Genomic DNA, 17,122 nt, shown 5'->3' on the forward strand with positions numbered 1-17,122 from the left:
CCATGACCAGTCCCACACCGAAGACCGTTGCGACCACCTACTTCGACGCACTCGGCCGGGGCGATTTCCCCACCGTCATGGCGCAGTTCGGCGAGGACGTGGTCTGGCATCAGCCGGGCGCGCACCGCTTCTCCGGCACGCACACGGGCCCGCACGGCGTCGGCGCCCTCCTCGGCGGAATGACCGAGGCCAGCGAGGGCACCTTCGCGCTCGCCATCACCGGTCCGGCGATGGTCAACGGCGAGCTGGTCGCCGTGCCCGTCCGCTTCTCAGGGAACCGGGCGGATGCCGCGATGGACATGGCCGGCATCGATCTGCTCACTGTCCGCGACGGGAAGATCGTCGAGGTGCACCTGTTCTCCGAGGATGCCGCGACCGAAGACGCGTTCTGGGGCCAGGGCGCGACCGGCGAAGAGTCCTGAGCGGTCGTCCGCAGCGGCTGACAGGCGGCGGGGTTCGAGGGAGGATGGTGTCATGACCGTCCAGCCCCTCGAAGCCCGCCCATGGCTCGATTCCTATCCGGAGGACGTCCCCGCCGAGATCGGGGAGCCGACGCAGACGCTGCCCCAGATGATGGCGGAGAGCGTGAAGTCATTCGGGAAGCGTCCGGCGCTCGAGTTCTTCGGCGCCGTCACGTCGTACCGCCGGCTCGGCGAGCAGATCGAGCGCGCGGCGGAGGGCCTTCGGCGGCTCGGCGTCGGCCAGGGCGACCGCGTCGCCCTGGTGCTGCCCAACTCTCCGCAGCACGTCGTCGCCTTCTATGCGGCGCTCCGCCTCGGCGCAATCGTGGTCGAGCACAACCCGCTCTACACGCCGCGTGAGCTCAGGCACCAGTTCGAAGATCACGGTGCCCGTGTCGCGATCGTCTGGGACAAGGCCGTCGACAAAGTTGCCGATTTCCCGGCGGATCTCAGGATCGACCACATCATCAGCGTCGACATCACTGAGGCGATGCCCTTCTCGAAGCGTCTGGCGCTGCGTCTGCCGGTGCCGAAGGCCCGCGCAGCCAGAGCGAAGTTGACCAGCACTCCGAAGGCGCGGCGCGTCATCGCATGGAAGAGCCTCGTATCCCACCGGCGGCTGGCACGGCGCACGCCAGGGCCGGCGCTCCACGACACGGCGCTGCTGCAGTACACGAGCGGAACGACAGGCACGCCCAAGGGAGCGATCCTCACGCATTCAAACCTGCGCGCGAACGCGATGCAGGGTCGGGCATGGGTGCCGGGGCTCGTCGACGGCCAGGAGACGTTCTACGCGGTGCTGCCGCTGTTCCATGCCTACGGCATGACGCTCTGCCTCACCTTCGCGATGAGCATCGGGGCGAAGCTGGTGCTCTTCCCGGCGTTCGATCTGGGGCTGGTGACTGAGGCGTCCCGGTCGAGCCCGCCCACCTTCCTCCCCGCCGTGCCTCCGATCTACGACGCACTCGCGCGCGCGGCATCCCGCGGAACCATCGATCTGTCGACGGTCCGGTTCGCGATATCCGGGGCGATGAGCCTTCCTGTCGCCACGGTGCAGCGCTGGGAGGAGGCGACGGGAGGCCTCCTCGTCGAGGGCTACGGGATGACCGAGAGCTCACCGGTCGCACTGGGCAATCCGATGGGTCCGACCCGCCGTCCCGGCACCGTCGGTGTGCCGTTCCCGAGCACGGAGATCCGCGTCGTGGATCCCGCCGACCCGGCCGTCGACATGCCGGCCGGCGAGCGCGGCGAGCTCCTCGTCCGCGGGCCGCAGGTCTTCCAGGGCTACTGGGCGCGACCGAGTGACACCGCCGACGCTCTACTCCCGGACGGCTGGCTCCGCACGGGAGACATCGTCGAGGTATCGGCCGACGGGTTCGTGACCATCGTCGACCGACTGAAGGAACTCATCATCACCGGCGGATTCAACGTGTCGCCCAGCGAGGTGGAGAACGCGCTGGAGGCGCATCCGGACATCACCGCTGCCGCAGTCGTGGGGCTTCCGAGATCGAGCGGGGGCGAGGAGGTCGCCGCTGCCGTCGTGCTGCGCGAGGGCGCCGCGCTCGACACGGATGCCCTGCGTGATTTCTGTCGCACCCGTCTCACCCCGTACAAGGTGCCCCGGCGCATCGTCGTCGTGGAGGATCTGCCTCGCTCGCTCATCGGCAAGGTGCTCCGTCGCGAAGTGCGGGAGCGGTTGCTCGCGTAAGCGGTACCGGCACGACTTCAGCCCCTCAGCGGTAGGACGTCCATGGATCGTCGCGGACGCGCTGGTCGACGGCGGCCGCGTCGTCTCCGACGATGACGCGCCACTCGCCCTGTTCGACGGCGTTCAGGATGGTCTCCGCAGCTGATGCGCTCGAGACCGGTTCGTAGTCGGCGAACAGCGAGCCGAGTGCGCGGCGCCAGCTGCGCGGCGGTCCGGGCATCCCTGTGCGCACGTGACCCGGAAGGACCAGCACAGCCGAGAGGTGCGGGGCGTGACGCTGGAAGTCGACCACGAGGGATTCCGTGAAGCCTCGTATCGCGAACTTCGCCGACGAATACGCCGAGTGCGGCGTCCGCGACCCGAGGCTGGCCCAGAGCGCGTTCACGGATGCCGTGTTCACGACGGCTCCTCGATCGGCGACAATCAGCATCGGGAGGAACGCGCGAGTGCAGTTGTAGGTGCCGTCCCAGGACACCTCGAATGTGCGCTCCCATTCTTCCTCGGGCGAGGTGACGAAGGACATCCCTCCGACGGCGCCGGCGTTGTTGAACAAGAGGTGCACAGCGTCGGTGTCGTGCGCCCCGGCGACCTCGCGCTGCGCCCGGAGCACTGCATCACGATCCGCGACGTCGCAGACATGACCGGTGACACGGATCGCGGGGTCGAGGTGCTGTGCATCACGCACCGCAGCATCCAGTGCAGCACTGTTCAGATCGATCGCGGCGACGTGCACGCCTCTGCGCACCAGTTGATGCACCAGCGCTCTCCCGATACCCGATGCCGCCCCGGTCACGACAGCGAGGCGACCTTCGAACTCCTCGAAAGGTGGCATGGGCTCACGTTAGTCGGTGGAGTCGCCCGACGGCGTGGAGAGAACGGATCGCGAATCGGGCGCGGCGTGCGATCGGTCGCCCCGTGTCTTGATCAGGCTGGCCACGGTAGCCACGGTGATCGTCAGCGCGATGAACAGCAGAGAGAACCAGATGGGGATCTCCGGCGCCCATTCGAAAGGCCGGCCGCCGTTGATGAACGGCAACTCGTTGACGTGCATGGCGTGCAGGACCAGCTTGACGCCGATGAACGCGAGGATGACAGCCAATCCCTGTGCGAGGTACACCAGCCGCTCGAGCAGCCCGCCGATGAGGAAGTACAGCTGGCGCAGCCCCATGAGAGCGAACGCGTTCGCGGTGAAGACGATGTACGCCTGCTCGGTGAGTCCGTAGATGGCGGGGATCGAGTCGACCGCGAAGATCAGATCGACGAAGCCGATCGTGACGATCACCAGGAGCATCGGTGTCACGAAGCGCTTGCCGTCCCTCTTGACGGTCAAGCGGTCACGATCGTAGGTGTCGCTGACCGGAAGATGGCGGCGGATGAATCGCATGAACCTGCCGTCGGCGGGGTTGGAGTCGCTGTGTGCGAACGCCTGTCGATATGCGAGGAAGAGCAGCAGCGCTCCGAAGAGATAGAACACCCACGAGAAGTTCTCGATCAGAGCTGCCCCGACGGCGATGAAGACACCGCGCAGCACGAGGGCGATGATGATGCCGATCATCAGCACCTTCTGCTGGTAGATCCTCGGCACCGCGAAACCGGTCATGACGATGAGGAACACGAACAGGTTGTCGATCGACAGCGCCTTCTCCGTCAGATAGCCGGCGAAGTACTCGCCCCCGTAGTCCCAACCGGACACCATCCCGATGCCCACGCCGAACACCAGCGCGAGGCCGATGTAGAACGCCGACCAGCGCGCGGACTCACCGATCGTCGGCTCGTGGGGTGTACGGACATGCGCGAAGAATTCGTAGACGAAGAACGCGATCGTGATCGCGATCGTTACGCCCCACACGAGAGGGGTGATTTCCAAGGAGAGCTCCAAACCTGGCGTGACTGATCACAGCCAAGGTCTTCTCCATCTCCTGATCGGAGACCGGTGGCCCGGGATGCGACCTGCATCCGTAGTGACGAGCCGACCGTGCCGGAGTACTCCCCTTGGACTTCAAAGCTTAAGGGACCTGGCTATCGACTTTCTGAGAAACGGCCGCGCTCTGCGTGCCAGAGTACTCGTCCGTTGCGCGGACGCCCGGATGGAATCTGGGCGGATGCGACGTCTGATTTCCGCCGGAAGTGCCGGCCCGTTCCTGATGGACTCGAATCATGAGAACGCTCCGCCGCACCCCTCTCCCGCGCGCGTTCGTGCGCATCGCATGGTCGAGTGCGACCACCCAGATGGCAGAACAGATCGCCCTGGTCGCCGTGCCGCTCGCAGCCGTGCTGATGCTCGGTGTCGGAGCAACGGAAACGGCACTGCTGCAGGTCGCGCAGACACTCCCTTTCCTCGTGCTCGCGCTGCCGTTCGGGCTCATCATCGATCGCACGTCCCCCAGGCGAGTGCTCGTCGCCTCAGAGCTTCTGCGCACGGCCACGCTGGGGAGCATTGTCGTCTTGATCGCACTCGACGCCCTCTCCCTCGGCGCGCTCCTCACCCTCGGCTTCATCGGCGCGATCGGCACCGTGGGTGTGAGCGTCGCCGTGCCCTCGTCGGTCCCCCGGATCGTGACACCCGAACGCCTGATGGACGCCAACCGATGGCTGGAACTCGGACGAAGCGCCGCCTTCATCTCCGGCCCCGTCCTCGCCGGCGCCATCGTTTCAGCGACCAATGCCAGCACAGCGCTCGTTGTCGCCACCATCGCCTGCGCCGCTGCGGCTGTACTGCTGATTCGACTCGACATCCCCCGAAGCGCACCTTCCACCCGCACCTCGCCCTGGAGCGACGCCGCCCACGGCATCCGCTATGTGCTGGGACACCAGCTGCTCCGACCGATGATCGTCACCTCGACCATCTTCAACATCGGCTGGTTCTTGATCCAGTCCGTCTTCGTCGTCTACGCACTCGAACACCTGACGATGACGCCCACCACGGTCGGAATCGCCCTGGGCGCCTACGGAGCCGGAATGGTCATCGGCGCCGCTCTCTCCGCATTCCTGTCACGACTTCTCCGGTTCGGCCTGCTGACCGTGCTCGGGCCGGCCGGCGGGTTCATCGCTGCCGCTCTGATGGCCACCACCCTGTGGATCCCCACACCCGCTTTCGCGTTCGCGTCGTTCTTCCTGTTCGGTCTCGGGCCCGTCCTCTGGACGATATCCACCACGTCGCTCCGCCAGGCGGTCACCCCTGCCGCGATGATCGGCCGAGTGTCATCACTGGTAGTGGTCTCCACCTACGGCGCCCGGCCAATCGGCGCAGGACTCGGCGTCGTCATAGCCGCAACGGTCGGAATGTCCTGGTGCATCGCGGCAGCAGTCTTCGTCTTCGCCCTGCAGCTGCTCGTCGTCCTGGCATCCGCACTGCCGTCGCTGCGCGAGCTTCCCGCACTGGCGTCTTCTGCGAATCGATAGCGATGCCGGCAGAAGGTGCGACTGACTGGTCGTGCCGCACCCAGGGAACGGAAAAACCCCCGATTTCTCGGGGGTTTCCATGGCGGTGACGGTGGGATTTGAACCCACGGTAGGGGTGAACCTACACAACATTTCGAGTGTTGCACCTTCGGCCGCTCGGACACGTCACCGCGGAAGAGTTTACGCGACGACGGGCCCCCGCGCGAATCGGCGCGTTCAGCGCAGGAGAAGGGTGTTACTGCACGAGAAGGGATTTGGAGCCCACTTCTCCTGCTGCAGATCAATTCTCGCGCTGCAGCGGGCGCTCACCAGGCCGCGGCGACCTCCGTGTGCGTGCGCAGTATCCCCTCAGTGCTGCCCTCCGGCGCCCTCCCGATGCCGCACTCCGTCGCCACGCCGAACGCCGGGGCGACAGCGGATGCCGCGGCGATCCGCCGCTGCGCCCCTTCAGCGCCGTCCTCCCGATGCACGAGCCCCAGGTACAGCTCCGCGACCGGTGCGAGCGAGGCGAGCGGCGCGAAGTACTCCGCGTCGTCGCGAGCGATCGGCACCGGCAGGTGGAGCCAGCTCAAGTCACGATCCGCTGCAGCGACCACGGCATTCGCGTAGCGGACGAGGGTCCCGGCATCCTTCGGCTCGAAGAAGTGCTTCTCGCCGGCATCGCCGTAGCAGAGGTGCACGCTCACCTCGACGCCGGCGGGCACGGCGTCCACGAGGGAAGCCAGCCGCGAGACCAGTCCGTCGAACGGGTCGCCCTCCCACCAGGCCTCCATCACCCTGCCGTATCCGGCGGCGCGCTCGATGATGCCCATCTCGCTCGCGACGTCCCACTGCACGGCGAGGTCCTCGTGCGGAACCGCGGCGAGGATCTCGTCCAACTCGCGCAGCATCGCCGCCGTGTACACCGGCTCGAACGCCGCACGGTCATCGCCGGAGAAGTACGACGAGATGACGGCGACCGGTGTCGGCAGCGACACCTGGAAGCGGATGCCGGCGGGCACCGCCCCTTCGTCGCGCAACCGCGTGAACACCGCGTACGACTCGATCGCGGCATCCGCGTACCCGAGCGGAGGCAGCACGATGCCGGCCGCATCCACGCCGTCCGCGATGCGCAGCGGCCGCGCATCCAGTCCGGCCTTGAACAGGATCGGCTCATCACCCACGCGCTCGATGCCGTCTGCCCGGCCGAGCACGTCGGGCTGGAACATGATCCAGTGGAACCTCTTGCCGACCTCGCCATCAGGAATGCGCTTCAGCCGATCGCCCAGCAGCTCGGCGGCTGTGCGCATCGTCGTCTCGGCATCGTCGTAGTTCACACTGCCCACGAGAAGGGCGCCCTGCGGCTGAATCATGCTTCAAGGCTATCCGCCGACGCGACCTCGGTCGCGGCATCCTGCGCCTTCGACGCGCGCTGGTTAGGATGGCCTTACGAGCGGACGGAGACGCCGGCCCGGAAAGGTTCACCACATGAGCTTCATCACGTCATCGGCGCTGCAGGAGACGGGTTACGTCGCCCTCGACCGGTACGACCAGGCGGCCGACCCCTCCGAGTGGCTGGACCTCGAGTACGTCGGCTGGCGCTCTTCCGGCATCACCCGCTTCGCGCCCCTCGCAAGCTACGCGGGTGACATCGAATGCAACGGCTTCTGGAACCACACGCCCCCGCGCACCGACAAGGACGGCGTCTGGATCCCGTCGCAGGTCGAGAAGGCGCCGAACCTCGCCCGACGCGCGCAGGAGCCCGGCGCCAACGTCGGACGCTGCCGCGTGATCGAGCTCCAGCCGAACACGTACGCCGACGCGATCTACAACCTGCACCAGGACGACAACAACCGCATGAACGAGGAAGGCGGCGGCTGGGTCGTGCGCGCCTGGTTCAACCTCACCGACGACCCGGACTCGCTCCTCATCCTGCGCGAAGACCGCTTCGACCCCGGCACCGAAGTGCGACTGCCGCTGCCGGCCGGCAGCCGCATCATCGTCGACACGCAGCGCTTCTGGCACGCCGTCTGGCACCGGGGCCCCGCGCCGAGATACTCGCTCATCACTTCGTGGACCTCCGGTCCGCAGCTCGACGCGTACATCGAGCAGAACCATGGCGATCAGCATCCGCAGAGCGTCGCGCTCGATCCGGAGATGATCGATGCGGCTCAGGTCGAGATGCACCGCCGCATCGAGGAGCGCCGCAAGGCGTTCGAGGCGCAGGGCATCGTGATGGAGCCGCCCGCCGACCTGTACAGCTGAGGCCTCCCCTCAGACCGTGCGGCCGCCCTCGATCCGCACGACCCGGTCGACGGTTCCCGCCGGCGGCTCGACGTGCGAGATGAGCAGCACGGACTGCTCCCCTGCCGCGCCCAGCAGATCACGCAGCAGGGCATCGGATGCTTCGGGATCGACCCCTGCGGTCGGCTCATCCAGCACGAGCACGGGGAATCCGCGCAGCAGCGCCCGCGCGAGCGCGATCCGCTGGGCCTGACCGCCCGACACCAGCGCGCCGCGATCGCCGACGCGTGCATCCAGTCCGCCGCGGTCGCGCACCCATGTGCCGAGCCCGACCCGATCGAGCACGGCGAGCAGCTCATCATCGGTCGCGGTGTCGCGCGCGAACAGCAGGTTCTGACGGATGTCCTCGTCGAACAGCTGCGGGCTCTGCTCGCACAGCCCGACGATGCGCCGAAGGGCCGGCCCGGACAGCGCCGCGGCGTCCGTCCCGCCGATCGTGTATTCGCCGTCCGCGCGGAGGAACCCGACCAGCACCGATGCCAGCGAGCTCTTGCCCGCCCCGCTCGGCCCCGACACGAGCACCCGCTCACCGGGGGCGAGATCGAACGTCACGCCGCGCAGCGCCGGCGCGCCACCTGGCCATGACGCGGTCACATCGCACAGATGCAGCGCAGCACCTGTCGGGGACTCGTCGGTCCCGGCATCCGATCGCAATTCCATCGGCACCGCGGAAGGCAGTACGTCGACGATGCGCTGCGCGCTCGTGCGCACGCTGCGCCACGACGACGCCGCGATCGGCACGGCGCCGAACACCTCGAAGACCACCATCGGCACGAGCACGACGACCGCGAGCCACGGTCCGTCGATCGCGCCGGACACCAGGCCCGGAGAGGCGACGACCAGCGCCCACACCGATGCCGCCCCGGCGAGCACCGAGACGACGCCGGCCGCCACGGCCTGCGCCAGTGTTGCGCGGGTGACGGCGCGACGAAGGGCCGCGTCGGCCCGTGCGACGCGTGAACGCGCCTCGGGCTCAGCCCCGTAGGCGAGCAGCACGTCCAGGCTGCCGAAATAATCGACGACGGATGCCGAGAGCTCGGCGCGCAGCGACGACAGCTGCTTCTCCGCCCGTGAACCGAACACCCAGCCGAGTCCGATCGCGACCAGCGCCGCCGCAGCGAGGCACGCCGCCAGAGTGAGGGCGGCCGGCGGCGACACGAAGGCGACGAAGGCCACTGCTCCGACGGCGACGACCCCCGTCACCACGAGCGGCTGCACCACGCGCAGCGGCAGGTTCTGCAGGTTCTCGACATCGTCGACGAGCGCGGAGAGCACCTGTCCGCGATCCGTCCTGCCCAGGCCAGCGGGTGACAGCGGGATGAGCCTGCGCACCATGTCGGAACGCGTCGTGGCCAGCTGTCGCAGCGCCGCATCGTGGCCGGAGAGCCGCTCCAGGTAGCGGAACACCGCCCGCGAGACCGCGAAGAACCGCACACCGACCACCGCGACGGACAGCGGCACCAACGAGTCGACGATCGAGGCGCTGACGATCAGCCAGCCGCTGACCGCGAGCAGGCTCACCGCGGCCGCGGCCGAGAGTGCGCCCCAGATGACCCCGGGCAGGAAACGGCGTACGGGCGGCTGCGCGAGGCCGAGTATGTCGCGGACGTTCGTCATACCCGCACCCCCAGCGTCACGATCCGATCAGCGATGGCACGAGCCGTGCGGCGGTGCGAGACGAGCAGGATCGTGGCGCCGGCATCCGCCCGGTCGCGCAGCACTGTCCACAGCCGCGCCTCGGTGTCTGCATCGAGCGCACTCGATGGCTCATCCAGCGCCAGCACTCGCGCGGGGACGGCTGCGTGCCGGTACAGTGCCCGCGCGACGGCGACGCGCTGCGCCTGCCCGCCTGACAGCCCGCTCCCCTGCACGCCGAGTTCCTGGGCCGGGTCGAGATCGGCCGCGCACGCGGCGTCGAGAGCAAGGCGGATGCCGTCGTCATCCGGATCCGCGTCGCCCAGCGCCACGTTCGAGGCGATCGTTCCCTGCATCAGTCCCGGTGCCTGCCCGGCCCATGCGAGCCAGTCGGAGGGGGCGAAGGTGCGGACGTCGTCGCCCGCGAACGTGGCAGTGCCCTCGAACTCGGCTGCGCCGCGCAGGGCGGCGAACAGGCTGGACTTTCCGGAGCCGCTCGGGCCTTCGACGAGGGTGATCGTGCCGGGCTTCGCCTCGAAAGAGACGGGTGGGAGGTCCCGGACACGGAGGTCGACGACGCATAACTCCGGAGCTTCTGCCCGGATTCGGCCTTCCGGCGCCGGAAGATCAGGGATCGGCGAAGAAGCTCCGGAGTTGTGCGGGGCTGTAACCCCGGCACCCGCTGCATCCAGCACCTCGAACACGTCCTCGGTCGCCGCCACACCCTCGGCGGCGGCGTGGAATTGCACCCCGACCTGCCGGATCGGCAGGAATGCCTCGGGCGCGAGCAGCAGCACGAACAGCCCGATCTCGAGCGGCATGTCCCCCGCGAGCAGCCGAAAGCCCACGGTGACCGCGATGAGGGCGACGGCGAGCGATGCGAGCAGCTCCATCGCGAAGCCGGAGAGGAACGAGAACCGCAGCACCTTCATCGTCTCGCGCCGGTACTGATCCGCCGTCGCCTCGATCCGCGTCGCGGCCCGCCGGTCGCGCCCGAACAGCCGCAGCGTCGCGAGCCCCTGCACCGTGTCGGCGAAGCGCGCGGCGAGATGCTGCAGCGTCTCCCATTGCCTGCGCTGCACCGTGCGCGTCGCGATGCCGATGAGGATGAGGAACAGCGGGATCAGCGGCAGAGTGATCGTCGCGATCAGACCGCTGGGCCAATCCCGCCAGCACATCACCAGCACGATCACCGGCGTCGCGATCACGGTCAGCACGAGCTGCGGCAGATATCGCGAGAAGTAGGTGTCCAGCGCCTCCAGCCCGTGCCCTGCCGTGACGGCGAGGGAGGCCTGGTTGCGCTGCGCCAGCCAGCCCGGTCCGAGTCGCCCGACGGCCCCGATCAGCGCTGACCTCAACTGCATGCCGGTGCGGGCAGCGGCGGCCGTGCCGGCCGCGTCGGATGCTGCGATCAGCGCGCCGCGCAGCAGCGCGAGCCCGAGCAGCCAGACCAGCGACGAGCGGACATCACGGCCGGCCAGGACCCCGGTGACGGCATCCGTCAGGAACCACGCGAATGCGATGACGACCGCGGTCTGCAGCACGCCGATCACCGCGGCGAGGACGAAGAACCCTCGTGCGGCGCCGGCGTACCGCAGCAGCCTCGGATCGACGGGTTTCACGCGTGCGCCGGCGCCCCCTCGATCGATGCGCGAGTGACGCGCTTGCGGAACACCCAGTATGTCCACCCCTGGTACAGCAGCACCAGGGGCAAGGCGACCAGGGCCGTCCAGCTCATGATCGTGAGCGTGTACTCGGTGCTCGATGCGTTGGCGATCGTGAGGCTGTACGCCGGGTCGATCGTCGACGGCAGCACGTTCGGGAACAGCGCGGCGAACAGCATGACGACGGCGAACAGCGTGGTGGCCGCACCGAATCCGAACGCCCAGCCCTCCCGTCCGCGCAGGTTCGACACGATCGACAGCACCAGCGACACCGCGGCGAGCGCCGCGAGCACCAGGACCACGAGCGAGAAGTGCGCGGTCACCGTCCACGCCAGGAACACCGCCGCGACCACGAGCGTCACGACACCCGCGCGGAAGGCGAGTCGCCTGGCGTCCGCTCGCAGCTGACCGTCGGTCTTGAGCGCGACGAAGGTCACGCCGTGCGTGAAGAACAGCAGCAGGGTCACGGCGCCGCCGAGCAGGGCGTACGGGTTCAGCAGATCGAACACCGTGCCGACGTGCACGTGCCTCTCATCGAGGGCGACGCCCTGCACGATGTTCGCGAACGCGACGCCCCAGAGGAATGCCGGGACGGCCGAGCCGATCACGATCATGCGGTCGAAGCCCTGCTTCCACTTCAGCCCGTCGCGCTGGTGCCGGTACTCGAACGAGACGCCGCGCATGATGAGCGTGAGCAGGATCAGCAGCAGCGGCAGGTAGAAGCCGCTGAACAGCGAGGCGTACCACTCGGGGAACGAGGCGAACAGGCAGGCGCCGGCGACGATCAGCCAGGTCTCGTTGAGGTCCCAGACCGGGCCGATGGTGTTGATGATCTGCCGGCGCGTCACGTCGTCGGCGCGTCTCCCGAAACCGCCGAGGAACGGCAGCGACATGCCGACGCCGAAGTCGAAGCCGTCGAGCACGAAGTAGCCGACGAACAGGAAGGCGATGATGCCGAACCAGAGTGTGGCGAGATCCATTTCGCGTCCTTTCGATCAGTACACGGCCGACGGCGCTGGTGCCGCCTCGTCATGGGTCTCGGTGGTGTCCGGCCCCTTCTGGGCGGCACGGATGATCAGGCGCACCTCGACCACGGCGAGCGCCGCATAGATCGCGGTGAAGGCGACTAGCGAGATCAGCACCTCGAGTCCCGATGTGCCTGGCGAGACGCCGTCGCGCGTGCTCATCAGTCCGAACACGATCCAGGGCTGACGCCCCATCTCGGTGAACACCCAGCCGACGATGTTCGCCAGCAGGGCGAGCGGGTACGACCAGATCGCGAGCTTCCACATCCACTTCGCCGGCGGCTTCTTGGCCCCCTTGCGCGTGACCCACAGGCCGACGAGCGCGATGAACGCGTGCAGCATCCCGAGGCCGATCATCCAGCGGAACGCCCAGTACGTGATCCACAGCACCGGCGCGAAGTTGTCGATGCCCAGGTCCGCGTACTGCACGGCGTACTCGGCGTTGAGGTCGTTGATGCCGTGCACGCACGCGTCGAGCGTGTGCGTCGACAGCAGCGACAGCAGATACGGCACCCGGATCGAGAACAGCTCCGAGCTGCCGTCAGGGGTGCCGAGCGTGAACAGGCTGAACGAGGCGTCGGCCCCGCAGACCGTGTCGAAGGTCGCCTCGGCCGCCGCCATCTTCATCGGCTGCGCGGCGTACATGGCGAGGCCGAGCTGGGCGCCGGTGAGCGCGACGCCGGCGGTGGAGACCAGCATCCCCCACAGTCCGAACTTCAACGAGATGCGCATGGTGTCGACGTGCTGGCCGCGCATGAGGTGCCACGCGGAGACCGAGATGATGACACCGGCGGCGAACATGAACGCGCCGAAGATCGTGTGCGGGAACGCCGCGAGTGCGACCGGATTCGTCAGCAGCGCCCAGATGTCGACGAGCTCGGCCCGGTTGGTCACCGGGTTGTACTCGTAGCCGACCGGATTCTGCATGAACGCGTTGGCGGCGATGATGAAGTAGGCCGAGAGCACGCTGCCGATCGAGACGCACCAGATGGTCGCCAGGTGCAGCTTCTGCGGCAGCTTGTCCCAGCCGAAGATCCACAGCCCGATGAACGTGGCTTCGAAGAAGAAGGCCAGCAGTCCCTCGAATGCGAGCGGGGCGCCGAAGACGTCACCGACGAAGCGCGAGTAGTCCGACCAGTTCATGCCGAACTGGAACTCCTGCACGATCCCCGTGACGACGCCCATCGCGAAGTTGATCAGGAAGATCTTCCCGAAGAACCGCGTGAGGTGCAGATAGTGGATCCTACCGGTGCGCACCCATGCCGTCTGGAAGATCGCGGCCGACGTGGCCATGCCGATCGTGAGGGGAACGAACAGGTAGTGGTAGATGGTCGTGAGACCGAACTGCCATCGGGATAGAACCAGTGGATCAAGCCACTCCATCGGAGGACTCCTTCTCTCGAAGGTGCACCGCGTGCACCCGGGAGTGGGCCGGAAGCGGCCCGCAGATGAGACGTCTTTGGCGTTGATTCCAGTATCCCGCGGCCCCGTTCCCCGCATGGCCGAAATGGCACTTCGCGCGATAGGGATGTCGGATGCCGTCGATAGCGGCGAGGTATCGAGACGAAGCGAGCGCCGGTGTCGGATGCCGCGGCTAGCCTGTAGGCATGGCAACCCGTCGTCCTGCTCCCCCGGCTTTCGTGTGCACCGAATGCGGGTGGACGACATCGAAGTGGGTCGGGCGCTGCGGTGAATGCCAGCAGTGGGGCACGGTGCAGGAGCAGGCCGCGAAGACCGGCATCCTGCGTCAGATGACGCCGCTCGCTCCTGGGTCGGATCGCGCTGCGCGTCCGATCACCCAGATCAGCACGGTCGACACTCCTCGTCGATCGAGCGGTGTCGGGGAGTTCGATCGTGTGCTCGGCGGCGGCATCGTCCCAGGAGCGGCGGTGCTGCTCAGCGGCGAACCAGGAGTCGGAAAGTCGACGCTGCTGCTCGAGGTCGCCGCCCAGGCGGCGCGCGGCGGTCGTCGAGTGCTGTACGCCAGTGCGGAGGAGTCGCAGGCGCAGGTGCGACTGCGGGCCGAGCGCACCGGTGCCCTGCACGACGAGCTGTACCTGGCGAGCGAGACCGATCTCGCCACGATCCTCGGCCACATCGACGAGGTGAAGCCGGAACTCGTGATCGTCGACTCGGTGCAGACCGTGGCGTCCTCTCTCTCCGACGGCGCGGCCGGACAGCCCAGCCAGGTGCGTGAAGTCGCCGCCACCTTGATCAGGGTGGCGAAGGAACGGAGCCTTCCGATCATCATCGTCGGGCACGTCACAAAGGACGGGCAGGTCGCCGGCCCCCGCATCCTCGAGCACCTGGTCGACGTCGTGTGCCACTTCGAGGGCGACCGGCAGACCTCGCTGCGGTTCATCCGCGCGCTGAAGAACCGGTTCGGCCCCACCGACGAGGTCGGCTGCTTCGAGATGACCGGCGACGGCATCGCCGAGGTGCCAGACCCGAGCGGGCTGTTCCTCGGCCACGGATCGACCGAACCCGGCACGTGCGTCGCGATCTCGATGGAGGGCCGTCGAGCTCTGCCCGTCGAGGTGCAGGCGCTGACGGTGGAGTCCACGGCCCCGAATCCGCGACGAGTGGTGTCAGGGCTCGACTCGGCGCGGGTCGCCATGGTGCTGGCGATCCTCGAGAAGCGCGGACGCATCCCCACCGGAAAGCTCGACGTCTACGTGTCCACCGTCGGCGGCGTGCGGTTCACCGAGCCCGCGGCCGATCTCGCGATCGCGATAGCCGTCGCGGGATCCATCCAGCAGTTCTCCGTGCCGCGCACGATCGCAGCGGTGGGAGAGCTCAGTCTCGCCGGCGAGGTGCGCGCGGTGACGCAGGCGGCCCAGCGACGGTCTGAGGCGAAGCGGCTCGGCTACGAGCAGGTCATCGACGAGCGTTCGAAGTCGCTGGATGCTGCGCTCAATGACGTGAGATCGCGCAGCAGGGCATCGCACCCCGCGAAGCCGCGTCGGGAATCGGACGCCCCGCCGTTCTGAGAGCGGTTCGCAGCGCGGCGAGACGCTCAGGCGTCGAGGGCGGCCAGCAGCTCGTCCGGCGACGCCTGCATCGGATGCGGTCCGGCGATGTCGAGGAACACCGTGGTGATCGTCTCCCGATGACTCGTCAGGAACGACCGCAGCCATTGGGGCGAGTAGATGCCGACACCGGGAGGCAGATTCGCCGGCTTGTTCTTGGCATCACTGAACAGCAGGAGAGCCACTTCGCCGGTGGTCGCGTCGCGATACGTCCACACCTCGCCGCCGTCGAGCGGGTTGTCCCGGTCGCCTGACCGCAGCAACGGCACGACCGTCGTCCCATGACGCAGGGCGAGGGCAACTGCAGCCATGTCCTGCTTCTCGAGCGCCTGTGCGAGTGCTTCGGAGCGGAACTCCTCGGGCGCCGGCTTCTTGGCCGCACTCTTCGACTTCTTCGCTGCCATGCATCCAGCCTAGAGACTGTTCGCGGCGGACAGATACGGCGTGGTGAAACGATTGGGGCCCTCTCGAGTCGTCCATTGGGGACTGGAGTACTCGAAAGGGCCCTCGAACTCTCGATCGGTGAATGTCGAAGCGCTGGGGACGCTGAATACGACGCCACTGGGGATGGCTTGCACCGATTTATCCCGAGAGCACTTCCAATGGTATCCCAAAGGAATCCGTCTGTCAGCACCGGATCGATCGGACCCGGCATCGGTCGGAAGACCGTCGAGGCCGCAGAACGCGCTCAGTACAGCAGGATCTGCCTGGTCTGCGCGCCGTCGAAGCCGCCGATCGAGACGGCGACGTGGTACGACGCTCCGCCGCCGGGCGCGCGCGGCCGATTCTCCTGGTCGCAGGTCGCGACGTCCGAGCGCGTGCGGTCCCACTGGACAGGGGTCGCGCTCGTCACGGTCTGACCGGCCGAGAGCGTCACCACCATGCTGCTGGGGTCTTCCTGGCAGTCGGTGGACCTCCACCAGGTGTCGCTGCCGCTGGACACCGCGAACACCTGGGTGGTCGATCCGACGTCGATCGTGCAATCCGTCGCGCCCGTGTTCTTCAGAGAGATCGACAGCTGCGGCAGCGCGCCCGCGGGGTAGGTGTCGGCATCCGTGACCGCTTCGACCGCTACATCACCGGCCTGGCACGGCACCGCCGTGGGTGTCTCCTCCTCGGTCGGCTCGGGTGCCGGCGTCTCGGACGGGGTCGGAGTCGGGCTGTCGGTCGCCGGAGGCGCCGACGAGGTGGGCGCGGGTGCCGGTTCGGCGCCGGCATCCGTCCACGGTTGCGCGATCGCGAGCCAGACGCCGGCGGCGACGGCGAGGATCACCACGATCAGGCCGCCGAAGAAGACGATCCTGCGCCGCCGGTACACGGCCTCTGTCCTGCGACGACGAGCCATCACAGGTTCTTCAGCATGCGCGTGTTGCCGAGCGTGTTCGGCTTCACATGCGCGAGATCGAGGAACTCCGCGACACCCTCGTCGGGGCTGCGCAGCAGCTGCGAATACACGTCGGGGTCGACGACCTGCTCACCGATCGGCGAGAAACCGCGACGCGTGAAGAAGTCGACCTCGAAAGTGAGGCAGAACAGTCGGCGAAGTCCCAGCGCGACGGCGCGCTCCTCCAGCCCCTCCACCAGGGCGCGGCCCACGCCGTGGTGCAGCCAGTCGTCACGCACGATCAGTGTGCGCACCTCTCCGAGGTCCTCCCACATGACGTGCAGTGCACCGCATCCGATGAGTTCGCCGTCGCGCTCCGCCACGACGAACTCCTGCACGGCGCCGTACAGCACCGCGAGGTCCTTGCCGAGCAGGATGCGTCGCTCGACCAGCGGCTCCAGCAGGGTGTGGATGCCGAGGATGTCGGCGCTGCGCGCCGGGCGGACGGTGTACTCGCTCACGTGTCCAGCCTAAACTCGCGGCGCCGCGTGCCCTGTATTCGCGCGCTGGGCACGAAGAAGGGGGGGGGCC

General features: G+C 67.9%; 15 protein-coding genes and 1 tRNA gene. 5 read left to right on the plus strand and 11 right to left on the minus strand.

The window, feature by feature from the left end; genetic code table 11:
* Window positions 1-2 precede the first annotated feature (2 nt).
* Window positions 3-422: a nuclear transport factor 2 family protein gene (locus ACNPNP_RS17745; protein ID WP_448967381.1), complete on the plus strand. Its 420-nt coding sequence runs from the start codon at window positions 3-5 to the stop codon at window positions 420-422.
* 52 nt (window positions 423-474) lie between these two features.
* Window positions 475-2,169, plus strand: coding sequence for a long-chain-fatty-acid--CoA ligase (locus ACNPNP_RS17750; protein ID WP_448967382.1), 1,695 nt, complete (start codon window positions 475-477; stop codon window positions 2,167-2,169).
* Between the two features lie 25 nt (window positions 2,170-2,194).
* On the opposite strand, the gene ACNPNP_RS17755 is transcribed toward ACNPNP_RS17750, so the two are convergent.
* Window positions 2,195-3,001, minus strand: coding sequence for an SDR family NAD(P)-dependent oxidoreductase (locus ACNPNP_RS17755; RefSeq protein WP_448967383.1), 807 nt, complete (start codon window positions 2,999-3,001; stop codon window positions 2,195-2,197).
* A 9-nt stretch (window positions 3,002-3,010) separates the two neighbouring features.
* Complete coding sequence (locus tag ACNPNP_RS17760; protein ID WP_448967384.1) at window positions 3,011-4,036, minus strand: TerC family protein; 1,026 nt, start codon at window positions 4,034-4,036, stop codon at window positions 3,011-3,013.
* A 290-nt stretch (window positions 4,037-4,326) separates the two neighbouring features.
* Here ACNPNP_RS17760 and ACNPNP_RS17765 point away from each other — a divergent pair, with 290 nt between their 5' ends.
* Window positions 4,327-5,571, plus strand: coding sequence for an MFS transporter (locus tag ACNPNP_RS17765; protein WP_448967385.1), 1,245 nt, complete (start codon window positions 4,327-4,329; stop codon window positions 5,569-5,571).
* Between the two features lie 80 nt (window positions 5,572-5,651).
* Here ACNPNP_RS17765 and ACNPNP_RS17770 read toward each other — a convergent pair.
* Both ACNPNP_RS17770 and ACNPNP_RS17775 read right to left on the minus strand, forming a co-directional pair.
* A tRNA-Ser gene (locus ACNPNP_RS17770) sits at window positions 5,652-5,741 on the minus strand.
* 135 nt (window positions 5,742-5,876) lie between these two features.
* The gene (locus ACNPNP_RS17775) at window positions 5,877-6,923 is read right to left on the minus strand and encodes a hypothetical protein (RefSeq protein ID WP_448967386.1); all 1,047 of its coding nucleotides are present in this window, start codon (window positions 6,921-6,923) and stop codon (window positions 5,877-5,879) included.
* A 115-nt stretch (window positions 6,924-7,038) separates the two neighbouring features.
* Here ACNPNP_RS17775 and ACNPNP_RS17780 point away from each other — a divergent pair, with 115 nt between their 5' ends.
* Complete coding sequence (locus tag ACNPNP_RS17780; RefSeq protein ID WP_448967387.1) at window positions 7,039-7,815, plus strand: hypothetical protein; 777 nt, start codon at window positions 7,039-7,041, stop codon at window positions 7,813-7,815.
* Window positions 7,816-7,824: 9 nt separating this feature from the next.
* Here the strand turns inward: ACNPNP_RS17780 and cydC are convergent, their stop codons facing one another.
* From cydC to ACNPNP_RS17800, 4 genes are read right to left on the minus strand one after another with little or no spacing between them, the layout of a single operon-like run.
* The gene (gene cydC, locus ACNPNP_RS17785; RefSeq protein WP_448967388.1) at window positions 7,825-9,471 is read right to left on the minus strand and encodes a thiol reductant ABC exporter subunit CydC; all 1,647 of its coding nucleotides are present in this window, start codon (window positions 9,469-9,471) and stop codon (window positions 7,825-7,827) included.
* Window positions 9,468-11,111: a thiol reductant ABC exporter subunit CydD gene (cydD, locus tag ACNPNP_RS17790; protein ID WP_448967389.1), complete on the minus strand. Its 1,644-nt coding sequence runs from the start codon at window positions 11,109-11,111 to the stop codon at window positions 9,468-9,470. The genes cydC and cydD overlap by 4 nt, the downstream gene beginning before the upstream one ends.
* A complete protein-coding gene (gene cydB, locus ACNPNP_RS17795) occupies window positions 11,108-12,133 on the minus strand; it encodes a cytochrome d ubiquinol oxidase subunit II (RefSeq protein ID WP_448967390.1) in 1,026 nt (341 codons plus the stop codon). The genes cydD and cydB overlap by 4 nt, the downstream gene beginning before the upstream one ends.
* Window positions 12,134-12,148: 15 nt before the next feature.
* The gene (locus ACNPNP_RS17800; RefSeq protein ID WP_448967391.1) at window positions 12,149-13,561 is read right to left on the minus strand and encodes a cytochrome ubiquinol oxidase subunit I; all 1,413 of its coding nucleotides are present in this window, start codon (window positions 13,559-13,561) and stop codon (window positions 12,149-12,151) included.
* Window positions 13,562-13,785: 224 nt separating this feature from the next.
* Here ACNPNP_RS17800 and radA point away from each other — a divergent pair, with 224 nt between their 5' ends.
* Window positions 13,786-15,168, plus strand: coding sequence for a DNA repair protein RadA (gene radA / locus ACNPNP_RS17805; protein WP_448967392.1), 1,383 nt, complete (start codon window positions 13,786-13,788; stop codon window positions 15,166-15,168).
* A 26-nt stretch (window positions 15,169-15,194) separates the two neighbouring features.
* Here radA and ACNPNP_RS17810 read toward each other — a convergent pair whose 3' ends face one another.
* From ACNPNP_RS17810 to ACNPNP_RS17820, 3 genes are all read right to left on the minus strand, one after another.
* A complete protein-coding gene (locus ACNPNP_RS17810; RefSeq protein WP_448967393.1) occupies window positions 15,195-15,611 on the minus strand; it encodes a dehydrogenase in 417 nt (138 codons plus the stop codon).
* Between the two features lie 284 nt (window positions 15,612-15,895).
* Window positions 15,896-16,552, minus strand: a complete 657-nt coding sequence (locus ACNPNP_RS17815) for a hypothetical protein (RefSeq protein ID WP_448967394.1) — start codon at window positions 16,550-16,552, stop codon at window positions 15,896-15,898.
* Complete coding sequence (locus tag ACNPNP_RS17820; RefSeq protein ID WP_448967395.1) at window positions 16,552-17,052, minus strand: amino-acid N-acetyltransferase; 501 nt, start codon at window positions 17,050-17,052, stop codon at window positions 16,552-16,554. The genes ACNPNP_RS17815 and ACNPNP_RS17820 overlap by 1 nt, the downstream gene beginning before the upstream one ends.
* Between the last annotated feature and the right edge of the window lie 70 nt (window positions 17,053-17,122).

This window comes from Microbacterium xerophyticum (assembly GCF_053543555.1).

Bases quoted from the DNA above. Each gene is read 5' to 3' on its own strand.
- cydB (WP_448967390.1), bottom strand. From the start codon at position 12,133: ATGGATCTCGCCACACTCTGGTTCGGCATCATCGCCTTCCTGTTCGTC.
- ACNPNP_RS17750 (WP_448967382.1), top strand. From the start codon at position 475: ATGACCGTCCAGCCCCTCGAAGCCCGCCCATGGCTCGATTCCTATCCG.
- ACNPNP_RS17815 (WP_448967394.1), bottom strand. From the start codon at position 16,552: ATGGCTCGTCGTCGCAGGACAGAGGCCGTGTACCGGCGGCGCAGGATC.
- ACNPNP_RS17775 (WP_448967386.1), bottom strand. From the start codon at position 6,923: ATGATTCAGCCGCAGGGCGCCCTTCTCGTGGGCAGTGTGAACTACGAC.
- ACNPNP_RS17800 (WP_448967391.1), bottom strand. From the start codon at position 13,561: ATGGAGTGGCTTGATCCACTGGTTCTATCCCGATGGCAGTTCGGTCTC.
- ACNPNP_RS17755 (WP_448967383.1), bottom strand. From the start codon at position 3,001: ATGCCACCTTTCGAGGAGTTCGAAGGTCGCCTCGCTGTCGTGACCGGG.
- cydC (WP_448967388.1), bottom strand. From the start codon at position 9,471: ATGACGAACGTCCGCGACATACTCGGCCTCGCGCAGCCGCCCGTACGC.
- ACNPNP_RS17745 (WP_448967381.1), top strand. From the start codon at position 3: ATGACCAGTCCCACACCGAAGACCGTTGCGACCACCTACTTCGACGCA.
- ACNPNP_RS17765 (WP_448967385.1), top strand. From the start codon at position 4,327: ATGAGAACGCTCCGCCGCACCCCTCTCCCGCGCGCGTTCGTGCGCATC.
- ACNPNP_RS17780 (WP_448967387.1), top strand. From the start codon at position 7,039: ATGAGCTTCATCACGTCATCGGCGCTGCAGGAGACGGGTTACGTCGCC.
- radA (WP_448967392.1), top strand. From the start codon at position 13,786: ATGGCAACCCGTCGTCCTGCTCCCCCGGCTTTCGTGTGCACCGAATGC.
- ACNPNP_RS17810 (WP_448967393.1), bottom strand. From the start codon at position 15,611: ATGGCAGCGAAGAAGTCGAAGAGTGCGGCCAAGAAGCCGGCGCCCGAG.